This is a genomic window from Hanstruepera ponticola, assembly GCF_012931685.1.
GTDB classification, from domain to species: domain Bacteria; phylum Bacteroidota; class Bacteroidia; order Flavobacteriales; family Flavobacteriaceae; genus Hanstruepera; species Hanstruepera ponticola.
The window spans coordinates 283,862-307,048 of record NZ_JABANC010000002.1 but is presented as its reverse complement, the minus strand read 5'-3'; the positions used below and the strand labels follow the sequence as shown (position 1 = coordinate 307,048).

The following is a 23,187-nucleotide window of genomic DNA, read 5'->3' as shown; positions in this document are numbered from 1 at the left end:
AGCTTTTAATTAAAGAGGTGTTTATATAAGTACACTATTTATTCAGATAGATTACTTTTATGATTTTAAAGATTATTTGACAGTTTAAACCTAAATAAGGACTATGGCATGGAATAGCAAAGAACTCGAACGATTAATGTATCCTATTGGTCATTTTCAATGTCCTGATGTGATTTCTAAAGCACAAATTGAAAATTGGATCTTGGTTTTAGAAAGGTTTCCAGAACGATTAACACAATTAGTATCTGTGTTGACTAACCAGCAATTAGACACAGCTTATAGACCAGAAGGATGGACCATACGACAAGTTGTACATCATGTTGCCGATAGTCATCATCATAGTTATATCAGATTTAAATGGGCATTAACAGAAGATAAACCGGTAATAAAATATTATTATGAAACGCTTTGGGCTGAACTAGATGATTCTAAATATGGGCCAATTGATATGTCATTGAAGCATTTAGAAGCTGTTCATGCGAAGTTGGTGTATTTGTTAAAGCAACTTTCAGAAGCCGATTTAAATAAAAGTTTTATTCATCCAGAACATAATAAAGAAGTGGTTTTAAAAAAGAATATTGGTATATATGCTTGGCATTGTGACCACCATTATGCGCATATAGAAAACTTAATGAAACGTGAGGGCTGGATTTAAGTTACTTTATTTTAATTATACCATTTCTATATAAATCTAATGCATCATGAAGTAAAGATTTAATGACGGTTATTGGTAAATCCGCTTTAGGATTAATTCTGAAAATTTTCATGCGTGACCGATTTCCGGTTTCCAATTCTGGATGATCTAATTGTTGACCTTCAACAAACAGTATATAAGGTTCTTGAGTTTTCTTGTCAACCCATAAGTATGCAAACATCTTGTTTTTATAACAAAAACAGGGCATCCCATATTTTTTGGTTTCAGTTATATTCTCATCCTGATTTAGAATAATATCCCGAAGAGTCAACAAGCAGCTTTTGTTTGGTTCTTCTTCATTAAAATAGAAAGCTTCGTTTTGGCTCAATTGAAAAAGAATAAATTATTTCCATTTAATATTACAACCAATACTGGGTTTTTGTGGCTTTGTGTTTTCTTTTTGCTCAAGAACACAGTCTAAAGCGTGTCTAACATCTTCACCTGTTAGAGGTATGTTGTTTCCTGGCCGTGAATCGTCAAGTTGTCCACGGTAAACTAGTTTTAATTGAGAATCAAATACATAAGTATCTGGAGTACAAGCCGCATCATAGGCTTTGGCTACTTCTTGAGTTTGGTCGTATAAATACGGAAATTTAAAATTATTGTCAATAGCATTTTGCTTCATCAAATCTGGCGCGTCTTCAGGGTAGCTTTCTGCATCATTACTAGAAATAGCTATCAGATTAACCCCTTTACTTTTATAGTCCATGGCTAATTGGGCTATTTCTGAATTTACATGCTTTACAAACGGACAATGATTACAAATAAATAGGATAACCGTAGCATTTAACCCTTTTAATTCATTTAAACTATAATTCTCTCCAGATACGGTATCTGGTAAATTAAAGTTTGGAGCTTGCGTTCCCAACGGAAGCATATTTGATGGTGTTAAAGACATATTTTCTATTTTTTATCAAAGTTCGTTAAAAATTGTATTTTTAGCCGATGAATAATGTAATAAAATTTGAGGATTTTACAAAAGTAGATTTACGCGTAGGTACTATCATAGATGTACAAGATTTTCCTGAAGCTAGAAATCCTGCTTATCAATTAACTATTGATTTTGGCGCATTGGGTATAAAAAAATCGTCGGCTCAAATTACAACGCTTTACAGTAAAAAAGAATTATTAAGTAGACAAATAGTTGCTGTGGTAAATTTTCCAAAAAAACAAATAGCAAAGTTTATGAGCGAGTGTCTTGTGCTTGGCGCTGTTATGGGTACTGATGTTGTTTTACTTAACCCTGAAAACAAGGTAAAAAACGGTTCGGTAGTATCATAACTGGGACTTCTTTTAAAAACACACTTGTTTTTTATAAAATTTACAACCATCTTACGGCTTACTAACTAATCATATATGCTAGAACTCGATCAGGTTCAAATAAACTTCGATTCTAATAATTTATGGGTACTGAACATAGCACTTGCAGTTGTTATGTTTGGTGTTGCACTAGGTATTACTGTAGATGACTTTAAAGGTTTATTAAAACAGCCTAAATTGGTATTAGTTGGTGTGTTGTCACAATTTATATTATTACCACTTGTAACCTTTCTGTTTATTATAATTGTTAAACCACAGGCTAGTATAGCATTGGGTATGATGATGGTTGCAGCTTGTCCAGGTGGGAATATATCCAACTTCATGACGCATTTGGCTAATGGCAATACAGCGCTATCAGTTAGTCTAACAGCGTTTTCAACGTTTATTGCTGTGGTCATGACACCATTTAACTTTCAGTTTTATGCGAACAGATATGCTCCAACAGCAGAATTGTTGGAGTTTGTGTCTTTAAGTCCAATAGACTTAATTAAACTGGTGGTTTTAATTCTTGGTGTTCCTTTGTTGATAGGTATGCTAGTACGTTATCGATTTACAGAATTTGCTATAAAAACATCAAAATTATTAAAGCCCTTTTCAATCCTTATTTTTGTGGCTATTGTAATTATGGCATTTATGAAAAATCTGGATGTATTTAATAATTACATTCATCATGTTTTAACTTTAGGAATCAGCCATAATGTTGTTGCTATTTTATTAGGACTGTTTGTTGCTAAAGCTTTTAAATTATCATTTAAAAATCAAAAAACCATTGCTATAGAGACTGGTATTCAGAATTCAGGATTAGGTTTACTACTTATTTTTACGTTCTTTAATGGTTTGGGAGGCATGGCTATTATGGCGGCATTTTGGGGTATTTGGCATATTATTTCAGGATTAGTTCTAGCCTACTTTTGGTCTGTTAAAACAAAAAATCAACAAGCTTTAGTTTGAAATCACTTTGGTTACATTTGGTTAGAGGTTATTTACGAATAGGGTTGTTTTTTTATTACCGTAGATTTTATGTGATAAACAAAAAAGCAGTTCCAAAAACGGGTCCGTTAGTTATATTATCCAATCACAATAATGCCTTGATGGATGCTTTGTTGATAGCAACTCGTGCTGGGCGTTTTTCATATTTTTTAACACGTGCCAGTGTTTTTAAAAATCCAAAAGTTAAGACCTTTTTAAAGAGTTTGAACATGTTACCTGTGTATCGCGTACGTGATGGATGGTCCAGTATTCAAGAGAATAATGCCATATTTGAATATTGCAGAGAATTGCTTCATAAAGGAAAAGTTGTTGCGCTTTTTCCAGAAGGGAATCATAATATAAAACGTACAGTAAGACCGTTAAGTAAAGGTTTTACGCGAATTATTTTCGAAACTTTAGACAACTATCCTGATACCAATCTTAAAATAATTCCTATTGGTTTAAATTATGAAGAAGCCGATGCTTTTGCTGATAGTGTTTCTATGGTTATTGGAGATTCATTACAAGCTAATGCCTTTGTAACCGATAATAGGAATCAGAATATCTTGAATTTGAAAGAAAAAGTGTCTGAAACCATAAAAACATTAACGACGCATATACCTGTTGAGGCATATGCTAGTCATATGGAAAAATTACAGCAACTTAAAGTTGATTTTTTAAATCCAACGGCAGTTAATAAATGTATAAATTCTAACTATGAAGATTGCTCATTTAAGGTGAATAGAAGACCAGAAACAGTAAAACAAATCTTTAAATTTTTGATGTTGCTGGCTTTGTTTGTGCCTTATTTAGTTTGGAGATATGCCGTTAAACCTAGAATTAATGAAATTGAATTTGTTTCTACTTTTAGATTTGCAATTGCTATAACTTTAGTTCCTGGGTGGATTTTTGTAGTAGCGCTTATTCTGGGTGTTTGTTTTGGAGGAATAGCTGCTTTTTATTTTGTGTTATTTACGCTGGCAACTAGCTTACTTGCTGTAAAATTATAACATAAAAAAAGCCACTAAATTAATAGCGGCTTTTTCAGTATATAATTGTTTGGTTTATATATCATCAAAATCAATATCTGTAAAACTTTCTGGAGTTTGTTTGTTATCTTCAGTTGAATTGTTTTCAGAGCTTCCATTACTGTCATACTCTTTTTTGAAATCCTTTTGGTGACGTTCACTTATGACTTCATCGCCTTTTTCAGCAATAATATAATCAGTCATTTCTTGTAGGATACTATTGAATTCAGAAAAATCCTCTTTGTACAAATAAATTTTGTGCTTTTTGTAGTGGTAGGATCCATCGTCATTAGTAAACTTTTTACTTTCGGTAACGGTTAGATAATAATCACCAGCTTTTGTTGAACGTACATCAAAGAAATAAGTTCGTCTACCAGCTCTTAACACTTTTGAAAAAATTTCTTCTTTCTCCATCATATCATTATTATTCATAATCAAAATTCAATTAAAAAATATGTTGTTATTTCACCAAAAATCTAAAAAAAACCCTTACCAACCAACAAATAATTAATTTTCTTTTGGTTTGGTATTTATTTTTGATTTAATTCACTGTTAAACAGCAAGCTATATTTAGATAGTTGATTAGGAAGAGGCTGATTCGCTCAACTGTTTTAAATAAAGGTCTTTGTAATAGCCTTCCGTATTAATGAGTGTTTCATGATTTCCTGATTGAACAATTTTACCATCATTTAAAATGATTATTTTATCAGCGTTTTTAGCAGCAGAAATACGGTGACTAACAATAATGGTTGTTTTCCCAGAGGTCAGTTTTTTAAGATTATTTAGTATTTTTTCTTCAGTTTCAGTATCTACTGCAGAAAGACAATCATCGAACAACAATATTTTAGGATCCTTTATTATTGCTCTTGCAATAGATACGCGTTGTTTTTGCCCACCAGAAAGTGTAATGCCTCTTTCGCCCAAAACCGTGTTGTAGCCATTTTTAAAACCCATAATATTTTTATGAACTTGGGCATATTTTGCTGCTTGAATAACGTCTTGGTCTGTCGCATCTTCTTTACCAAATTTGATGTTATTCTCTATAGAATCTGAAAATAAAAAAGCATCTTGTGGCACATATCCTATATGATCTCTCAAGTCATTTAGGTTAATTGTATCAATTGGTTTGTTATCAATAAGCAAATGGCCACTGTCAATATCATATAATCTGCCAATTAAATCTAATATGGTAGATTTTCCAGAGCCTGTTTGTCCAATAATGGCCAAAGTTTCACCATGATTTACCGAAAAAGAAACATCTTTTAAAGCTTGAATATTGGTGTCATCATAAGTAAAAGAAACATTCTTAAAAACAATGTCGCCTATAATATTTGTGTTTTCAGTGGTTGGGTTTTTGATTTCAGATTCTATTTTCAAAAACTCATTGATACGTTTTTGAGATGCTTCAGCCTGTTGTACAATTGAGGTCACCCAGCCAACAGTAGCTACTGGCCAAGTTAACATGTTTACATAAATAATAAATTCGGCAATGGTACCAAGACTATCAATTTCACCATTCATATATTGTAATCCACCAATGTAAATAACCAATAAATTACTGACGCCAATAAGGAGTATCATCATGGGAAAAAATAGAGCACTAACCTTTACAAGGCTTAATTGTTTTTCTTTATTCTCATGAGATAAATTGTAGAAATTATCAGCAGTCTGTGTTTCTATTCCATAAGATTTTATTATCGCAATACCACTAAAAGATTCTTGTGTGAATGTTGATAGCTTGGATAGGTATTCCTGTACGATTGTACTACGCTTGTGTATTTCACGACTTAATTTATAAATTGCAACAGACAAAATAGGTAATGGAATAATAGTATAAAGTGTGAGTGTAGGCGCTTGATTGTACATAAAAATGAGCGCTATAACAAAAAGAGTGACTGTATTTATACTATACATTATGGCAGGACCTGCATACATACGTACACGTCCAACATCTTCGCTAATACGGTTCATTAAATCTCCAGTTCTATTTTTCTTGTAAAAGTTTAATGATAACCGTTGGTATTGTTGATAGATTTCATTTTTTAAATCAAACTCAATGTATCTAGAGACATTTATTATGGTCTGTCGCATTAAAAAGGTGAAAATCCCAGCAATTATGGCTGCACCAATTATATATAGAATCGCTAATGTGAGTTCCGATTTAAAAGCTTCTTTTGTAATAGAGCCATTGAGTCCTTTTTCAATAGCATCAAATATCTTTCTTACATAGCGTGGTGTAAAGAGTAGAAATATTCTAGCTACAATGGTGATAATAACACCAACAATTAACTTGTATTTATATTTTAAAAAGTACTTGTTTAGATGTTTTAGCTCCTTCATTAATAGATTGGGTTGAAAATAAAGTTTTTAACAAATTCGTATTTTAAGATTAATTATGTTGTAAAAACATTAATATTCCCTTAATTTTGCACGTCGTTTTTAATAAATATATAAAAAGCGAACCTAACAATTAATAATAACGCAATGGTTACAGACGTCATAAATACAAAAGATTTACATAAAGTTGATCCTGTTTTTGGACAGCAATCTTTTGATAATCACGAACAAGTTGTTTTTTGCAACGACAAAGATACAGGTTTAAAAGCAATTATTGGAATTCATAACACAGTCTTAGGACCAGCTTTAGGTGGTACCAGAATGTGGGCTTACCAAAACGAATGGGAAGCGTTGAATGATGTGTTGAGGTTATCACGAGGTATGACTTTTAAGTCTGCTATCACTGGATTAAATCTTGGTGGTGGTAAGGCCGTTATTATAGGAGACGCTAAAACACAAAAAACACCAGAACTTATGAAAAAGTTTGGTGAATTTGTACATTCTCTTAATGGTAAATATATTACGGCAGAAGATGTCGGTATGACCACTGAAGATATGGATACAGTTCGTGAGGTAACACCTTATGTAACTGGAATTTCAGAATCTATTGGTGGTGCCGGAAACCCGTCGCCAATTACGGCTTATGGTGTGTTTATGGGAATGAAAGCTGCTGCGAAATTTAAGTTTGGTAGCGATGTTCTTGAAGGTAAATCGGTATTTGTTCAAGGTATAGGTAATGTGGGTGAAGCACTTGTGGAACATTTGGTTGATGAAGGTGCCAATGTGACTATTTCAGATATTAGTCAAGACCGTTTAGAAGAAGTACGCACTAAATATGGTGTTACCATTTATGGAGGAAATGATATCTACACGGAATCTATGGATATTTATGCGCCATGTGCATTAGGAGCTACTATTAATGATGATACCATTTATAAATTAAAAGCAGCAGTTATTGCAGGAGCAGCAAATAATCAATTGGCTGTAGAAGAAAAGCACGGAAAGATTCTTCAGGAAAGAGGTATTGTGTATGCGCCAGACTTTTTGATAAATGCAGGAGGTATTATTAATGTATATGCTGAATTGGAGGGTTATGACCGCAAGGAAATAATGAGAAAAACTGAAAATATCTACAACACTACCTTAGAGATATTATCCAATGCGCAAACGCACAATATAACAACCAATCATGCAGCATTGAATATTGCTCAAAACAGAATTGAAACAAGAAAAAAAGAGAATTCAAAGTAAGTTCTTAAAATAGTATTATTTTTGCGAGGCGAAAGTTGCATAACTTTCGCCTCTTTAAATTAAAAGTTCTTTGTAAGTATGCTAAATAGAAGACATATTCGTATCAAGGTTATGCAAACCATATACGCCTTCAAAGGTGGTGAAGGTGACAATTTTAAAGCAGAACAAACCTTTTTATTAAGAAGTTTGGACAATATGTTCAACCTTTATTTGCTTTTACTCTCCTTACTTATTGAGCTTCAAAAGCGATCAGCAGATCATCTGGCAAAAACACAAAAGAAACATTTAGCTACTTCCGAGGATAAAAACCCTAATAGTAAGTTTATAAACAATGAAGTGCTTTTACAATTGAAGAACAATGTGTTACTTCAAGAAACGCTTCAAGATGAAAAGATAACTAATTGGGAACTAGACAATGAATATGTCGATGTTATTTTCAAAGCACTTTTATCAAGTGATTTGTATAAAGAATACATGCAAACACGCACTTCAGATTTTAAAGAAGATAAAAATTTTATTGTAGATGTGTTTAAGGAAATAATAGCTCCTAATGATAAGCTCTATGATTATTTACAAGACCAAAATTTAACCTGGACTGATGATTTACCAGTGGTTAATACAGCTATTCTTAAAATTATCAGAAAACTCAAGCCAAGCTCACCAGAAAAACATCTTTTACCAGAACTTTATAAAGATGACGATGATAGGGCTTTTGCACTAGATTTATTCAAAAAAACAATTTTAAATCAAAATAAGCTTAATCAGGCCATTTCTGAAAAAACAAAAAACTGGGATGCTGATCGTATTGCTGATATTGATAATGTACTGTTGCAAATGGCTATTTGTGAGCTTACCAATTTCCCCTCGATTCCTGTAAAGGTCACTATTAATGAATATTTGGAAATAGCCAAAGAGTACTCTACACCAAAGAGTAGTATCTTTATAAATGGTATTTTAGATAAATTGGTTAAGGAGTACGAAGAAGCCGACAAATTAAATAAAACGGGTAGAGGGTTGATGTAATAAGAAAATATTATTACTTTTACTGCCCGAACAAAAATAATTTATTATGAAAAAAGTGATATTAGGCTTAAGTGCCATGTGCTTAATTGCATTTACATCTTGTAAAGAGGATGCTACAAAAAAGATTGATGATAATAACGTAGCAGAAGCTGCTGAAAGAGATGCAGCTGCATCAAATTTCCCTGTTATAAGCTTTGATAAAACGGAGCATGATTTTGGTGAAATTGAAGCTAAAACGAATGTAGAAACTGTATTTAATTATACCAACACAGGTGATGCTCCTTTAGTTATTACTGACATCAAGAGTTCTTGTGGTTGTACAGTACCTGAAGATTGGAGTAAAGAACCTTTAGCACCAGGTGAGAGCGATAAGTTTACAGTAAAATTTAATGGTTCAGGTAAAAACAAGGTTTCTAAAACAGTAACTATAACTGCTAATACGGAAACAGGAAAAGAAACTGTAAAAATTACAGCTTTTGTAAAGCCAGATCCTAATGCTGTAGAGCCAGCAAAACCAGCTGTACCTCAAGTAAAATAATTTATGGGAGAAGGAATTAGTACGTTTTTACCGTTTATTTTAATGTTTGTAGTTGTGTATTTCTTTATGATTGCACCACAAATGAAACGTCAAAAACAAGAAAAAAAATTCGCAGCCGAGTTAAAAAAAGGCGACAAAGTTATTACCAAAAGCGGTATGCATGGTAAAGTTGTTGAGCTTAATGATAAAGACAGTAGCTGTGTAATTGAAACGTTAGCCGGTAAAATTAAATTTGACAAATCAGCTATTTCAATGGAAATGAGTAAGAAGTTAAATACACCTGCTAAATAATTTCAAGAATCTTAAATAATTAAAAACTCCGAAGTTTCCTTCGGAGTTTTTTTATGCTCATTTACCACTAACCACTAACCACTAACCACTAACTAGCAGTTTTTATACTTATCATGAAGTCCGACACCTTGTAAAATCATAGGTGTGATTTTCTCTAAACGCGATTGCTTGGTGGCCTCTCGTTTGGCTGATTCTATATGTTCGCAGTATTCCCGTTGTTTGCCTGGCGTTAACGCCTTAAAGCTATCGTGAACATTAGGTTGATTTTTAAACAGTGTTTTGAGTTCACTAGGGATTGTTACACTTTTGCCTTTACGTTCTGCTTTAACTTCTTTGCCTAATTTTTGATTTTCAATAGCTTCTTTTACATAGGCTAATACTGCCGCTTGGTCAATATCATTCATGCTTTCAAAACGCATTTGACGTAGGGCTTTGGTTTTGCCTTCTTGTGCATTGACTAATAGGTTTTTCTCGTCTTTAAGAAACACACCATTAAAAAACCAAATACCAAAATGATTTTTAAAAGCTCCTAAACCCACCACATTTTTACCATTTAAGGCATATACAGGTGCGCTCCATTTTACAGTTTCTTCTAATTCAGTTGAAATGATAATGTCGCGTAAAACGGACAACTCATTTGCAAAATGATTATTAACTTCAATGTACTCTTCTACTGAATATACTTTTTTCATGTTTCGTTTAACGTTTTGTGTAAGGCTTGGTTGCTGATTATCAGCTGTGATTTTTCGCCGTAACCATAAATTTAGCAAAAAGGCTCGAAATCACAAGTAGGAATTTTAGACGTAATGAACTAGAGCCGTTGTTGGGCATAGTTATTTTTTATTCTTCAGTTTTTCTTTCCGTTTTGCGACTTTTCGCAATTTGAATGCACGTCTTTGTTTAGTGATTTCATACATTACAATTCCAGTCGAAGTTCCTAAATTCAGACTTTCAATGATTCCGTACATTGGAATATTAATACACGCTTTACTGTTTTCAATTGCTTCATTACTAACACCTTTTGATTCATTTCCAAACCAAACAGCAAGTTTCATTTTCGTGTATTTTCCCTCGTGTAATACAATGTTTTTTCGTCCTTTCAAATGTGGTGAAGTGACCATTGACTTAAATCCGTTTTTTTCCAAATGGTCAATGCACTCTTTCGTACTGCTAAACTTTTTGACAAAGGACCATTTTATGGCAGAACCTGATGTTTTTGTCAAAGTAACATCAGTTCGCATTTCTTGCCAGTCATTAGGTACTTTATTTCGGCTATCAACTATATATAATTTTTCAACTCCGAGAGCATTTATATTTCTTATCGTCCGTCCGATATTTTTATAATCCTGTGGCTCTTCTAAAACTGCAATTAAATTCTTACAACGAAATTCCTTTATCGAATCAGCTTTTTTTCGAAGCGAACTCTTTTCTTTTGTTTCGGTGTTTTTCATTCAAAGTTCAGTTTTTTTAATTAAGCCCAATGTTTTGATATGAACTGTTTTAATTGTTTATATCAGCAGTTAAACGAAGTTCGCCTTTTTTTCTGACAAATTCAAGTCGGCTTATTATGGTAGCAATCTAATTTTTGGCCTTTAAAGCTGTTAACTCCGCAATCTTACAAATCACTTCAGTAGCTTTTATAATACTCTCAACAGGAACATATTCGTAACGTCCATGAAAGTTATGACCACCTGCAAAAATATTAGGGCAAGGCAAGCCCATATAACTTAATTGTGAGCCATCTGTACCACCACGAATCGGTTTTATAAGTGGTTTAATGTTTAATTGCTTCATGGCTTCTTCGGCAATATCTACTATATGCATCACAGGCTCAACCTTTTCCTTCATATTAAAGTACTGGTCTTTGATTTCAACAGTAATAACCTCTCTACCATATTGCTCATTGAGCTCATCGGTTAATTTTTGCATCATTTCTTTTCGGGCTTCAAAATGCCCTTTATCGTGATCACGGATAATATATTCTAAAACAGTTTCTTCTACAGCACCATTCATATTGTGTAAGTGAAAAAAGCCTTCATAACCTTCCGTATGTTCCGGAGTTTCTAATCGTGGTAGCGAATTGATGAACTCGGTTGCGATATACATGGAGTTAACCATTTTTCCTTTAGCATAACCTGGATGTACTATTTTTCCTTTTACAGTTACCACAGCACCTGCTGCATTAAAATTCTCATATTCCAATTCGCCTACTTGACTACCATCCATGGTGTAAGCCCAATCAGATCCAAATTTTTCAACATCAAATTTATGTGCACCACGACCAATTTCTTCATCAGGTGTAAAACCTACGCGTATAGTTCCATGCTTGATTTCGGGATGCTGAATTAAATATTCCATTGCAGAAACAATCTCACAAATACCAGCCTTGTCATCGGCACCTAAAAGTGTAGTCCCATCAGTCGTAATAAGCGTTTGCCCTTTGTACAATAATAAATCTTCAAAATAATCTGGTGAGAGCACAATGTCCTGCTCTTTATTTAAAACAATGTCTTTACCATCGTAATTTTCAACAATTTGTGGTTTTACATTGGCACCAGTAAAATCTGGACTCGTGTCAAAATGTGAAATAAAACCAATAGTTGGTACCTCGTGGTCTACATTACTAGGTAAAGTGGCCATGATATAGGCATTATCGTCTATAGAAACATCACTCATACCAATGGCCTTTAGCTCTGCAGCCAGCGCATTGGCTAAATCCCATTGCTTGGCTGTACTCGGTGTGGTTTCGGATTTTGGATCAGATTCTGTATCAACCGTTACGTAACTTATAAATCGGTCTATGATGTGCTTTTTATCTATCATGGTTAGTTTGTTTGTTCAAAAATAAAAATATCATTTGTTATTATAAACTATCTTGAAGTATTATTTAATTTATTATTAGTCTTTGATTAGATTGAAATTACAAGTATTTTAGCTATTCAACAATTTACTTTTTTAAATGCGCTATTTCTTAACTGTATCTTTCTGCTTCGTAATTTGTTCTACTGCTTTTTCTCAAGATAAATCTTATAAAATAGGATTCTTATTAGATAAAACCAATTCTAAAATAGCTTCACTGGTAGATAAATTAGAGGAAGAAATTACAGCAGTTGTAGGCGAAGATGCTACCGTTGTTTTTCCAGATAATAATAGGTACACCAATAATTTTGATCCCTTATTGGCTAAAAATCAATATGAGACTTTGGTTAATGAGGTTGATATTATTATCGCTTATGGTGTTGTTACCAATGAAGTGTTAGCAAAAAGAGATACCTATCCCAAACCAACTATTTTATTTGGAACCGTTAATGAAGATTTTATAGAAGACGGAAAACATATTAATCATGAAGTGGATAATTTTACGTCAATTGTTACGCCATTGTCCTATAGAGAAGATTTAGAATTTCTAAAAAACCTTGTTGGGTGTAAGCAAGTTGGTATTTTAATTGAACGTGGCGCAATTGCTTACGACCCTATTTCTGAAATGATAACAAGTTTAGCAGCAGAGTTAGAGCTAGATTTATCATTGGTGCCTTTTGATAATACAAGTGATATTATTAATGCACTTGATGATCAAAAAGCGGTTTATTTTATAGGTGGATTGTATCTTACTGATTCTGAAATGAAAACAGTAGCTGATGCTTTGATTCAGCGAAAAATCCCATCATTTACTACATCACCTATTAGCGATGTTGAAAACGGATTGCTTGCCACCAATAATGACCAAACGCAGATTGATCAATTTTTTAGGCGTATCGCTTTAAGTGTGGAATCTATTGTGGTTGATGATGTGTTCCACGAGTCATCCTCATTGTTAACTGTTAATAAAAGCCTTACCATAAATTTTAATACGGCTCAAAAAATTGGCATACCACTCAAGTATAGTCTTATTGCTACGACCAATTTTGTTGGCGATGCTTCCGATATTGTTGCTGATAAAGAATATGATTTGGTTTCAGTGATGACAGAAGTAATTGCTGAAAACTTGACTTTAAAAGAGGCAAAACAAAATGTATATATTGCTGAAAAAGATGCCGAATTAGCTAAAAGTAATTATTTACCAGACGTGTCGGCAGCAGCATCGGCAAATTACAACGATCCAGAGTTTGCCGAAGCAACAAACGGTCAAAATCCAGAAGTCTTAACAGCCGGAAATATAACGTTGTCCCAGACAATATTTTCTGAATCTGCTAATGCCAATATAGGCATTCAAACGGCTTTACAAAAAGCACAAATGGAAGACTATAACAGAGAGGAGTTAAACGTAATTTTTGAATCAGCTACGGCGTATTTTAATACGCTTATTCTGAAAGCTAATTATAAAATTCAAAGTAAAAATCTTAATTTGACTAAACGAAATTTAGAAATTGCATCACAAAATTTTGAAGCAGGTCAGTCTGGGAAATCTGATGTATTGCGTTTTAGGAGTGAATTGGTTCAAAATATGCAAGATAATATTGAATCGTTTAATCAACTAAAACAAGGTTATTATGTTTTAAATCAGTTGCTTAATAATCCTATTGATTTGATTATTGATGTAAACGATGCCCAACTAGACTCTGGAATTTTTGAAGAATATGATTATCATGAATTTAACGGGTTATTAAATGATCCAGTTGAACGAAAACCCTTTACAGATTTTTTAATTGAAGAGGCTTTAAATAATTCACCAGAATTAAAATTTTTAGATTATAATTTAATAGCTACAGAACGTAGTGAAAAATTATTTGGACCAGGCAGGTTTCTGCCAACAGTTGCTTTGCAAGGTCAGTACAATCATGTGTTTTCTAGAAGTGGTGCTGGAAGTACATTTCCAGTATTTATACCTACACCACCCGATGGCTATTATAATGTAGGTGTTAGTTTATCTATGCCTATTTTTAATCAGAATAAACAAAACATTAATAAGCAAATAGCTACTATTCAAAAGGAACAAATACAATTTTCAACAGATAATGTCAAACTTCAAATTGAAAAGAATATCAACGATGCCGTATTAGAAATCATTAATCAAGTAACCAACATCGAACTATCTATAGTATTTGAAGAAACTGCTAAAGAGGTTTTAGAATTAACCCAAACGTCTTATGAAAATGGAGCGGTTAATATTATTCAGTTACTAGATGCTCAAAATAATTACTTGCAAGCTCAATTGGCAAGTAGCAATGCAACGTATAATTACTTGATAGCTATGCTAACTTTAGAACGCTACATTGGAAACTTTTTCTTGCTTGAATCAACTGATGAACGCAATGCCTTCTTGGCTCGTTTTTTAGAATTCAAAGCTAACATAGAAGATTAAAATAAATATTATGAAACTAAACAAACACTATAAAGTATTAGTAATTCTTACACTTGGTATTTTAATGAGCTGTGGTAAAAAAGAAGCTCCTAAAAAAGAGGTGTTACGGCCAGTAAAGTATACGGAGGTTAAGTATTCTGGTGCTGATAAAATTAGGCATTTTAGTGGTACAGCTAAAACTGAAAAAATAATAAATTTAAGTTTTAGAAATACAGGAATAATCGTCATGCTTAACATGAAGCTTGGTCAAAAAGTAAAAAAAGGTGATTTATTAGCGCAGTTAGATAATGTACAAGCACGATTGAATTATGAAAGCTCAATTGAATCTCGAAATAGTACAGAATCGCAAATGAACACAGCTAAACTTAATTTAAACCGAGTTAGAACACTTTACGAAAAAGGAAGTTCTTCTTTGAGTGATTATGAAGCAGCGAAAAACTCTTATAGAACTGCAGTTGCCAGTTTTGAGTCGGCTAAACGAAGTGTTTCCATACAGGCTGAACAAATTAAATTTGGTTATTTATATGCGCCAGAAGATGGTGCTATTGCATCAGTAATTGCCGAAGTAGATGAAAACGTATCACCTGGTCAAACCATTGGAGTTTTAAATGCTGGTACAGCCATTGAAATAGAAATTGGATTACCAGAAAGCGTTATTAATAATGTTCATAAAGGCATGAATGTAAAGGTAGCTTTTTCTGCTATTGATAATAAGCAGTATGATGCTCAAGTAACCGAAGTTGCACCAGCTTTGGATAGTAACACATCAACGTATCCAATTCGTGTAACAATTACTGAAGAAGACGAAAGAATTAAAAGTGGTATGGCTGCAAGCGTAACATTCGAGTTCGCAACAAGTCAGAGTGAGCAACGCAAATTAGTTATACCACCAGTTAGTGTTGGCGAAAATGGCAATGACCGTTTTGTATTTTTAATTGAAGAATCTGAAGGCAAACATGTTATAAAACGTCAGCCAGTAACTATTGGTGAGTTAACTGCTGAAGGATTTGAAATAGAATCAGGACTTCAGGAAGGACAAAAGATTGCGACGGCAGGTTTACAAACCCTCTTAGATGGTCAAAAAGTTAAATTAAATTAAGCGCGATATATGAATTTAGCTAAATTTTCAATTGAGCGCAATAGAATAACCTTCACAATTTTAGCAACTATTGTTTTAATGGGTATCGTCTTGTATCAAGGCTTATCTCGCGATAGTATGCCTCCTTATACTGTTAGAGTTGCGAATATTGTAACCAGTTTTCCTGGAGCGAGTCCAGAACGTGTTGAACTTTTAGTAACCGATAAGGTTGAAAAAGTCTCTCAAGAATTACCGGAATTAAAAGAAGTAACAAGCACGTCTCGTGCTGGACTTTCAGTTGTAACCGTAGAATTAAAAGATGAGGTTAAGCCTGAAAAATTACAAGCAGTTTGGGATAGATTAAGGCGAAAATTAGATGCCATAGAAGGTTTACCTGCTAATGTGGTACCATTTTTAGATGACGATGGTATTGGTGAAGTTTTTGGAATTGCAGTAGGAATTATTTCTGATGGTTACTCGTATGCTGAAGCCAAGGAATATGTTGATGATATAAAAGATGACCTCATAAAGCTTGAATTTGCGGCAAAAGTTGAGCTTGGTGGTGTTCAAGATGAGCGTGTTTTTGTGGAATTTGATAATTCTCGATTAAAGGAATACGGTTTATCGGCATCTAAATTACAATCCGCAATTAGTGCCACCAACATATTGAGTTCAGGAGGTCAAGTCAATCTAGACAGCGAACGAATAATTTTAGAACCTACAGGAAACTTTAATTCAGTTGAAGATATAAAGAACACCCTAATTCCAGTTGGAGACGGAACGCAAATGGTTTATTTAGGCGATATAACGACCATTTTAAAAGGCTATATCGATCCACCTACCCAAATTGTAAAAGTTAATGGTAAAGAAGCCATTTCCATGCATATCAGCTTAAAAGAAGGTGCTAATGTTATTCAATTAGGTGAAGACGTTAATAAAGTCATGGACTATTGGGAAACCAGGCTACCCGTTGGTTTAGAGCTCGTTAGACTAGCATCATTAGACACCTATATTGACGTTAAGATTAGTGATTTTATTGTCAATCTTATGCAGTCAATCATTATTGTATTGCTTGTTATGCTAATATTCTTAGGTGTTAGAACAGGAGCTATAATTGCTAGTTTAATTCCTTTAGTTACTATTATGACACTCATGCTTATGGGTGTAATCAGTATGGGCTTGAATCAGGTAACGCTAGCCGCATTAATTATGGCTTTAGGTATGATGGTTGATAATGCTATTGTAGTTGCTGAAACCATTATGGTTAAAATGGAGAATGGCGCAAAAGCAAAAACGGCTGCTATTGATGCCTGTGCAGAATTATTTACGCCTTTATTGATTTCCACTTTAACAACATCGGCTGCCTTTTTAGCTTTTTACTTGGCGGAATCTACTATGGGAGATATCGTTGGACCAATTTTCGTGGTAATTTCAATGGCACTCTTATCTTCTTGGTTGTTGGCATTAACAGTCATTACATTGTTTTGCGTATTGTTTTTGAAAATAAAACCAAAGGCTGAACGTGAACCAAGTGCTATTGACAAAGTCATTTATAAATTAAAAGAATATTATAAAGATTTAATATTGAAAGCTTTATCTATTAAAGCAATAGTCCTTTTAACTATTGTTGGTTTGTTTATACTCTCACTTTACGGCTTCACTAAAATACCTTTTATTTTCTTTCCTGATAGTGATCGTAATATGATTACCATAGATGTTAATTTAACTCAAGGTACACGAATTGAACGAACAGAAGAATTATTTGCAGAGTTGGAAGTTTACATGCGCGATTCGCTTTTAGTTAATGAAACAAGAGTTAATGGCATAACAGATTGGTCAACTTATGTTGGAAAAGGACCAGAGTCTTATGATTTAGGTTATACGCCAGATGAGCCTGATGCAAGTTATGGTCACATGCTTGTAAACGTCTCTGATGCCATTTATAACAATGAATTAGTAAATAGATTGGATGCTTTTTGTTATGACAATTTTCCAGATGCTGATGTAAAAGTAAGTCTTTTAGGATCTGGAGGTGGAGGCACACCCATTGAAATTAAAATTTCTGGTGAAGATCCAGATATATTAGCTACACTATCAGAACAAACAAAACAAAAACTTTCTAAAATTACTGGAACTAAAAATGTAAAAGATGATTGGGGTCCAAAAAGTAAAAAGTTTGTAGTAGATATTGATCAAAATAAAGCACGTTTAGCAGGTGTTTCAAATCAGGATATAGCTACCTCTTTACAAACTGTTTTAGATGGTTTTCAAACTGGAGAATATCGTGAAGACGATAAGTCCATTCCAATTCTTATGCGAAGTGATGGCAGTCAGCAACAATCATTAGCATCTATTGAAACCTTAAATATTTATGCTCAAAATACAGGAAAAAGCGTTCCTTTAAGTCAAGTGGCAACCATAGTTCCTGAATGGCAATATGCTAAAATTAAGCGACTAGATATTGATAGAACTATTGTAGTCTCAAGCGAATTAAATGATGATGGTAATGCATCAGCAATAATGAAAGAAGTTACGCCATGGATTGAAGAAGAATCAAAAAACTGGCCAGAAGGTTATACCTACAAATTTGGTGGTGATGCTGAAAATACTGCTGAAAACATGGGAGCTGTATTAGGCTATTTGCCGTTATCTGGATTCATCATAATCTTACTATTAATTATTCAATTCAATTCTGTTAGAAAAACAATAATGGTAGCATCAACTATTCCTCTTGGAATTATTGGTGTTGTTATAGGTTTATTAATATTTCAAGAGCCTTTTGGATTCATGCCCTTTCTAGGCGTGATTTCATTAGCTGGTATCGTAATCAATAATGCCATTGTATTAATTGATAGAATGCAGATTGAAGAAAACGAAATGAAAAGACCTATTCAAGATGCTATTATAGCAGCTTGCTTACAACGTTTTAGACCTATTTTATTAGCTACATTTACAACCGTGTTAGGTTTAATTCCACTATACTTAAGTGGAGGTGAAATGTGGGAAGGTATGGCTGTAAGTATAATGGTTGGTTTATTGTTTGGAACCTTTATAACATTGTTGTTTATTCCATCATTTTACAGTGTGTTGTATAAGGTAAATTATAAGGATTACACGTTCAATGAAGAATTAATGGAAGATTAACATGCTATTAAAAAAGCTTTATACATATCGCTTTGAGTTATTCTTTTACAGCTTAATTGTTATTTTATTTGGTTCATTAATATTTCCAAAGCATGTTTTAAATACGGTTATTATGCCACTGTTATTTGTTTTAAATATTGCTTCTGGTTTGGTGATATTTAAAAAAAGGAAAAAACAAACGTGGGTTGTGGTAATTATGTTAATCCTCGTGTCATTAGTTTTTCTTTATCGATTGATTTCAAAAACAGATGAACGCATACTTGACTATATAAGGTTTTTTGTTTATTTCGGATTTTATGCTTTGGTCTCTGTGGAAATTATTTCTCAAGTGTGGAACTCCAAACGCGTCAATAAAACAGTTATTTATGGTTTAATGAGTGGCTATATTTCTCTTGGGCTTATTGGTTTTTTTATATTTAATTGTATCGAAATGATACAACCTGGTTCCTTTAATGGGTTAATTGAATCAGGAATGACCACTACTAATATTGACGACTTAATGTATTACAGTTACATAACACTTATGACTATTGGTTATGGCGATATTACACCTATAACTGATGTGGCTCAAAAAGCGTCCATATTTTTAGCTATGATTGGTCAATTTTATTTGGTGATTGTTACTGCTGTCGTTATCGAAAAGTATATCAAGCATTCTCAAAAAGAGTAAAATTTCACAGTTTTTCAATAATTAGAATTGTATTTTTGCAGCACAAAAGAGGCAATATGTATAAATTACTAATCCGACCATTATTTTTTCTTTTTGATCCAGAGAAAATTCATCACTTTACCTTTTCAACTATTCGTTTTTTTAACAAATTACCGTTTGTTTCAGGCATTATTAAAAGCCTTTATAAAGTTGATAATAAACAATTAGAACGTGACTTATTTGGGTTGAAATTCAAGAATCCAGTTGGTTTAGCTGCAGGTTTTGATAAGGATGCAAAACTGTTTAATGAATTATCGAATTTTGGATTTGGTTTTATAGAAATAGGAACACTAACACCAAAGCCGCAAGATGGCAATCCGAAAAAGCGTTTATTTCGATTACAATCAGATTCAGCTATAATAAATAGAATGGGTTTTAATAATGGTGGTGTAGAAGCTGCTGTTGAAAGACTAAAGAAAAATAAAGGCGTTTTAATTGGTGGTAATATTGGGAAAAATAAGGTAACACCTAACGAGGAAGCTGTTGAGGATTATAAAATATGTTTTGAAGCCTTGTTTGATTATGTCGATTATTTTGTAGTCAATGTGAGTTCGCCAAACACACCTAATTTACGCGAACTGCAAGACAAGGAACCACTTACCAAGTTATTAAACACTTTAAAAGAAGAAAACAACACCATGTCACTTCGAGCGGAGTCGAGAAGTCCCAAGCCTATTCTATTAAAAATAGCACCTGATTTAACCGATTCACAATTATTAGATATTATTGATATTGTTAGCGTAACGCAAATTGATGGTGTAATTGCCACCAATACAACTATATCACGAGATGGATTGACAAGTGCTAATAAAACTGAAATGGGTGGCCTAAGTGGAAAACCATTGACCAATCGTTCTACCGAAGTAATCCGGTTTTTATCAGAAAAAAGCAATAAAGCATTTCCGATAATTGGAGTAGGAGGAATTCATTCTGTTGCTGATGCTTTAGAGAAATTTGAGGCAGGCGCAGACCTCATTCAACTTTATACTGGGTTTATATACGAAGGTCCTAAACTTATTAAGGATATAAATAAAGCCTTACTTAATAATTAGTTTTTGCGTTTTAACTTGACCATCAACACTTTCCAATCGCGCTAAATAAATTCCTTTTGTAAGATTAGTTAAATAAATAGTATTATTAGCATTGGTTTTTAATGGCATATCTTGTACTTGATTACCAAGAATATCATAAATACTAATTGTACTCAATTTGGCTGCAGTATTATTCTTTATTGTAACAACACCATTACTTGGGTTAGGATAAATCTTAACATTGTCTGAAAAATCAGGAGTTTCAATACTTAAAACAGATTTAAGAGTTAGTGTTAGTGTACCCATTTTATTTCCGTTAATAGGAAAACCGTTAATCATACTTACAGGAACTGGTGTATTTGCGTTATTTGCTGAATCATAATTGGAACCATTATCTGTTCCAGCATCATATGCAAAAACATCAATTGTGAAGGTGTCTTTCCAGTCATTATCCGCATCATTTCTTAAATTCAAACTATTTACTGCAATAAACCAATCTGGACTTGGTGCAACCATTGAAACTAATGTGAGTAACGGAAAATCTTCGCTAATTTCAATATCTGCCAAAGTAGTAACAGCTTGGGCTATGTTGGGCGAAAAACCCATTTGCAACCACTTATCTGCTTTATTTTGATTGATTGCCATATTTATTTCATCTTCAAAAGCTGCATTATTCCCTAATTCAGCAACATCTTGTATTCCAGGAGTAGCATTTTGACCAAGTTGTACAAATTCATTTGCTGTATTGTGCGTGGCTCCGACTAAATTAGACCAATGGGCATTATTAGGAATTGAAGTATGCTCGGAAGCGTTCCAAGTACTTTGAAATGTTATGTCATAAGTTGCAACAGATTGACTAAATATAAAAGAAGCATTAAGAAGTAAAAAGACAAAAAAGTAAGTTTTTTTCATGGCAAGATGTTTTGAGTTAAGTCGTGCCATACTATAGATTGCTTACAAACTAAGAGTTAATTTATTAGTAGTTCTAATAGATAATCGTCCATTACATAGCCGTTCCCTATATCCATTACTATTTCTTTTATTATTCTGAACCCCTTTTTTTCGTACCACTTTATAGAGTTTGTATTGTATTTGTTTACTGTTAACCAAATAGTTTTAAAGCTTTCTGTTTTAGCTTTTTTAATGGTGAATTCTAAAAGTTTAGTACCCAAACTTAAGCCTCTGTAATCTATGTCAACATAAATTTTACTAATCATTAATTTATTTTCTGATTTATTAGGAACTAAAGCGAGATAGCCACATGGTTTTGACTGATGTTCAATGAGAAAATATAGGTAGCCATCCTCTAGCTGTTTGGTTATGGCGGATTCACTTTGAAATTTATCAACCATATAATTCACTTGGTCTTGCCCAATTATGGGCTCATAATGTTGGTTCCAAATTTTATGGGCTAATTGAGTAGTTAATTTTATGTCGGCTATTGAAATTACTTGTTTTATCAAAGCAAAAATTTATTTGTTTTTAATCAGTTAAGGTATTATAAATCTATTAAAAATAGAATCATGCCTAAATTGTTTTTTACTAATGTTTAAATATTCTATTTTTGAGAATATGACAGAAATCAAAATCATAGAGTGTCCACGTGATGCCATGCAAGGTATCAAAGCGTTTATACCCACTGAAAAGAAGGTTCAATACATTCAATCGTTATTGCGTGTGGGATTTGATACTATTGATTTTGGAAGTTTTGTGTCACCTAAAGCCATTCCACAAATGGTGGATACAGCCGAAGTTTTAGCACAACTTGATTTATCGAAAACAACCAGTAAGCTATTGGCTATTATTGCAAACACAAGAGGCGCGCAAGATGCTTCACAACATACAGAAATCGATTATTTAGGGTATCCGTTCTCCATTTCAGAAAATTTCCAGATGCGTAACACGCACAAAACTATTGCACAATCGGTTGTAACTTTGAAAGAAATTTTAGAGATAGCCGATAAATCAAATAAAGAAGTGGTGGTTTATATTTCTATGGGATTTGGTAATCCTTATGGTGATCCTTGGAATGTTGATATTGTAGGGGAGTGGACTGAACGCTTAAGTAATATGGGTGTCAAGATATTATCCTTGAGTGATACCATTGGGAGTTCAGATCCAGAAAATATAGATTATCTGTTTTCTAATTTAATTCCAAAGTATCCTGAAATTGAATTTGGTGCCCATTTGCATACTACGCCATCAACCTGGTTTGAAAAAGTTGATGCGGCTTATAAAGCCGGCTGTAATCGTTTTGATGGCGCGATCCAAGGTTTTGGTGGTTGCCCAATGGCTAAGGATGAGCTTACTGGAAATATGCCCACTGAAAAATTACTGTCGTATTTCACAACAAAAAAGAAATCTGATTTAAATGCTATGAGTTTTGAGAGTGCTTATAACGAAGCAACTAAAATATTTTCAGCATTTCACTAATCATAAAAAAAGCTACTTGAATCAAGTAGCTTTATAAAT

Annotated in this window: 23 protein-coding genes; 14 read left to right on the top strand and 9 right to left on the bottom strand. The window is 33.2% G+C overall.

Annotated elements, in window-relative coordinates; all coding sequences use genetic code 11:
- The first annotated feature begins 103 nt into the window (after positions 1-103).
- The gene (locus HGK31_RS07280) at positions 104-655 is read left to right on the top strand and encodes a YfiT family bacillithiol transferase (RefSeq protein WP_191859147.1); all 552 of its coding nucleotides are present in this window, start codon (positions 104-106) and stop codon (positions 653-655) included.
- 1 nt (position 656) lies between these two features.
- Here HGK31_RS07280 and HGK31_RS07275 read toward each other — a convergent pair whose 3' ends face one another.
- A complete protein-coding gene (locus tag HGK31_RS07275; protein WP_191859146.1) occupies positions 657-1,022 on the bottom strand; it encodes a DUF1801 domain-containing protein in 366 nt (121 codons plus the stop codon).
- A gap of 15 nt (positions 1,023-1,037) precedes the next feature.
- Positions 1,038-1,592 carry a thioredoxin family protein gene (locus tag HGK31_RS07270; protein ID WP_191859145.1) on the bottom strand — a complete coding sequence of 185 codons (555 nt, stop codon included), beginning with the start codon at positions 1,590-1,592 and terminating at the stop codon, positions 1,038-1,040.
- A 47-nt stretch (positions 1,593-1,639) separates the two neighbouring features.
- On the opposite strand from HGK31_RS07270, the gene HGK31_RS07265 reads away from it, so the two are divergent.
- From HGK31_RS07265 to HGK31_RS07255, 3 genes are all read left to right on the top strand, one after another.
- The gene (locus HGK31_RS07265; protein ID WP_191859144.1) at positions 1,640-1,975 is read left to right on the top strand and encodes a tRNA-binding protein; all 336 of its coding nucleotides are present in this window, start codon (positions 1,640-1,642) and stop codon (positions 1,973-1,975) included.
- A gap of 75 nt (positions 1,976-2,050) precedes the next feature.
- Positions 2,051-2,965 carry a bile acid:sodium symporter family protein gene (locus HGK31_RS07260; protein ID WP_191859143.1) on the top strand — a complete coding sequence of 305 codons (915 nt, stop codon included), beginning with the start codon at positions 2,051-2,053 and terminating at the stop codon, positions 2,963-2,965.
- The gene (locus tag HGK31_RS07255; RefSeq protein WP_233451029.1) at positions 2,962-3,993 is read left to right on the top strand and encodes a 1-acyl-sn-glycerol-3-phosphate acyltransferase; all 1,032 of its coding nucleotides are present in this window, start codon (positions 2,962-2,964) and stop codon (positions 3,991-3,993) included. The genes HGK31_RS07260 and HGK31_RS07255 overlap by 4 nt, the downstream gene beginning before the upstream one ends.
- 54 nt (positions 3,994-4,047) lie before the next feature.
- Here the strand turns inward: HGK31_RS07255 and HGK31_RS07250 are convergent, their stop codons facing one another.
- Together HGK31_RS07250 and HGK31_RS07245 are read right to left on the bottom strand one after the other, a co-directional pair.
- Positions 4,048-4,443 (bottom strand): PUR family DNA/RNA-binding protein, encoded by a 396-nt coding sequence (locus tag HGK31_RS07250; RefSeq protein ID WP_191859142.1) that lies wholly within the window; start codon positions 4,441-4,443, stop codon positions 4,048-4,050.
- A gap of 150 nt (positions 4,444-4,593) precedes the next feature.
- On the bottom strand, positions 4,594-6,351 hold the full coding sequence (locus tag HGK31_RS07245) for an ABC transporter ATP-binding protein (protein WP_191859141.1): 1,758 nt from the start codon (positions 6,349-6,351) through the stop codon (positions 4,594-4,596).
- Between the two features lie 144 nt (positions 6,352-6,495).
- Between HGK31_RS07245 and HGK31_RS07240 the strand changes: the two genes are divergently transcribed.
- The 4 genes from HGK31_RS07240 to yajC all read left to right on the top strand — a co-directional run bounded on the left by HGK31_RS07240 (position 6,496) and on the right by yajC (position 9,451).
- A complete protein-coding gene (locus tag HGK31_RS07240) occupies positions 6,496-7,599 on the top strand; it encodes a Glu/Leu/Phe/Val family dehydrogenase (RefSeq protein WP_223115316.1) in 1,104 nt (367 codons plus the stop codon).
- Positions 7,600-7,677: 78 nt separating this feature from the next.
- Positions 7,678-8,622 (top strand): transcription antitermination factor NusB, encoded by a 945-nt coding sequence (gene nusB, locus HGK31_RS07235; RefSeq protein WP_233451025.1) that lies wholly within the window; start codon positions 7,678-7,680, stop codon positions 8,620-8,622.
- A 46-nt stretch (positions 8,623-8,668) separates the two neighbouring features.
- Positions 8,669-9,160, top strand: coding sequence for a DUF1573 domain-containing protein (locus HGK31_RS07230; protein ID WP_191859140.1), 492 nt, complete (start codon positions 8,669-8,671; stop codon positions 9,158-9,160).
- A 3-nt stretch (positions 9,161-9,163) separates the two neighbouring features.
- Positions 9,164-9,451, top strand: a complete 288-nt coding sequence (gene yajC / locus HGK31_RS07225) for a preprotein translocase subunit YajC (RefSeq protein WP_191859139.1) — start codon at positions 9,164-9,166, stop codon at positions 9,449-9,451.
- A 92-nt stretch (positions 9,452-9,543) separates the two neighbouring features.
- On the opposite strand, the gene HGK31_RS07220 is transcribed toward yajC, so the two are convergent.
- From HGK31_RS07220 to pepT, 3 genes are all read right to left on the bottom strand, one after another.
- Positions 9,544-10,143 (bottom strand): YdeI/OmpD-associated family protein, encoded by a 600-nt coding sequence (locus tag HGK31_RS07220; RefSeq protein WP_191859138.1) that lies wholly within the window; start codon positions 10,141-10,143, stop codon positions 9,544-9,546.
- A gap of 141 nt (positions 10,144-10,284) precedes the next feature.
- The gene (locus HGK31_RS07215) at positions 10,285-10,902 is read right to left on the bottom strand and encodes a TrmH family RNA methyltransferase (protein WP_191859137.1); all 618 of its coding nucleotides are present in this window, start codon (positions 10,900-10,902) and stop codon (positions 10,285-10,287) included.
- A gap of 127 nt (positions 10,903-11,029) precedes the next feature.
- Positions 11,030-12,274 (bottom strand): peptidase T, encoded by a 1,245-nt coding sequence (gene pepT / locus HGK31_RS07210; RefSeq protein ID WP_191859136.1) that lies wholly within the window; start codon positions 12,272-12,274, stop codon positions 11,030-11,032.
- Positions 12,275-12,410: 136 nt separating this feature from the next.
- Between pepT and HGK31_RS07205 the strand changes: the two genes are divergently transcribed.
- Genes HGK31_RS07205 through HGK31_RS07185 form a run of 5 tightly spaced genes read left to right on the top strand, consistent with a single transcriptional unit; the run spans position 12,411 to position 20,736 of the window.
- Positions 12,411-14,753 (top strand): TolC family protein, encoded by a 2,343-nt coding sequence (locus tag HGK31_RS07205; protein ID WP_191859135.1) that lies wholly within the window; start codon positions 12,411-12,413, stop codon positions 14,751-14,753.
- A gap of 10 nt (positions 14,754-14,763) precedes the next feature.
- Complete coding sequence (locus tag HGK31_RS07200) at positions 14,764-15,852, top strand: efflux RND transporter periplasmic adaptor subunit (RefSeq protein ID WP_191859134.1); 1,089 nt, start codon at positions 14,764-14,766, stop codon at positions 15,850-15,852.
- 9 nt (positions 15,853-15,861) lie between these two features.
- Positions 15,862-18,975 carry an efflux RND transporter permease subunit gene (locus HGK31_RS07195; protein ID WP_191859133.1) on the top strand — a complete coding sequence of 1,038 codons (3,114 nt, stop codon included), beginning with the start codon at positions 15,862-15,864 and terminating at the stop codon, positions 18,973-18,975.
- Position 18,976: 1 nt separating this feature from the next.
- Positions 18,977-19,645 (top strand): potassium channel family protein, encoded by a 669-nt coding sequence (locus HGK31_RS07190; protein WP_191859132.1) that lies wholly within the window; start codon positions 18,977-18,979, stop codon positions 19,643-19,645.
- A gap of 56 nt (positions 19,646-19,701) precedes the next feature.
- On the top strand, positions 19,702-20,736 hold the full coding sequence (locus HGK31_RS07185) for a quinone-dependent dihydroorotate dehydrogenase (RefSeq protein WP_191859131.1): 1,035 nt from the start codon (positions 19,702-19,704) through the stop codon (positions 20,734-20,736).
- Here HGK31_RS07185 and HGK31_RS07180 read toward each other — a convergent pair.
- On the bottom strand, positions 20,722-21,627 hold the full coding sequence (locus HGK31_RS07180; RefSeq protein WP_191859130.1) for a spondin domain-containing protein: 906 nt from the start codon (positions 21,625-21,627) through the stop codon (positions 20,722-20,724). The two genes, HGK31_RS07185 and HGK31_RS07180, sit on opposite strands and share 15 nt — an antisense overlap.
- Before the next feature lie 56 nt (positions 21,628-21,683).
- On the bottom strand, positions 21,684-22,178 hold the full coding sequence (locus HGK31_RS07175; RefSeq protein ID WP_191859129.1) for a GNAT family N-acetyltransferase: 495 nt from the start codon (positions 22,176-22,178) through the stop codon (positions 21,684-21,686).
- A gap of 109 nt (positions 22,179-22,287) precedes the next feature.
- Between HGK31_RS07175 and HGK31_RS07170 the strand changes: the two genes are divergently transcribed.
- Positions 22,288-23,148 carry a hydroxymethylglutaryl-CoA lyase gene (locus HGK31_RS07170; protein ID WP_191859128.1) on the top strand — a complete coding sequence of 287 codons (861 nt, stop codon included), beginning with the start codon at positions 22,288-22,290 and terminating at the stop codon, positions 23,146-23,148.
- Positions 23,149-23,187 lie beyond the last annotated feature (39 nt).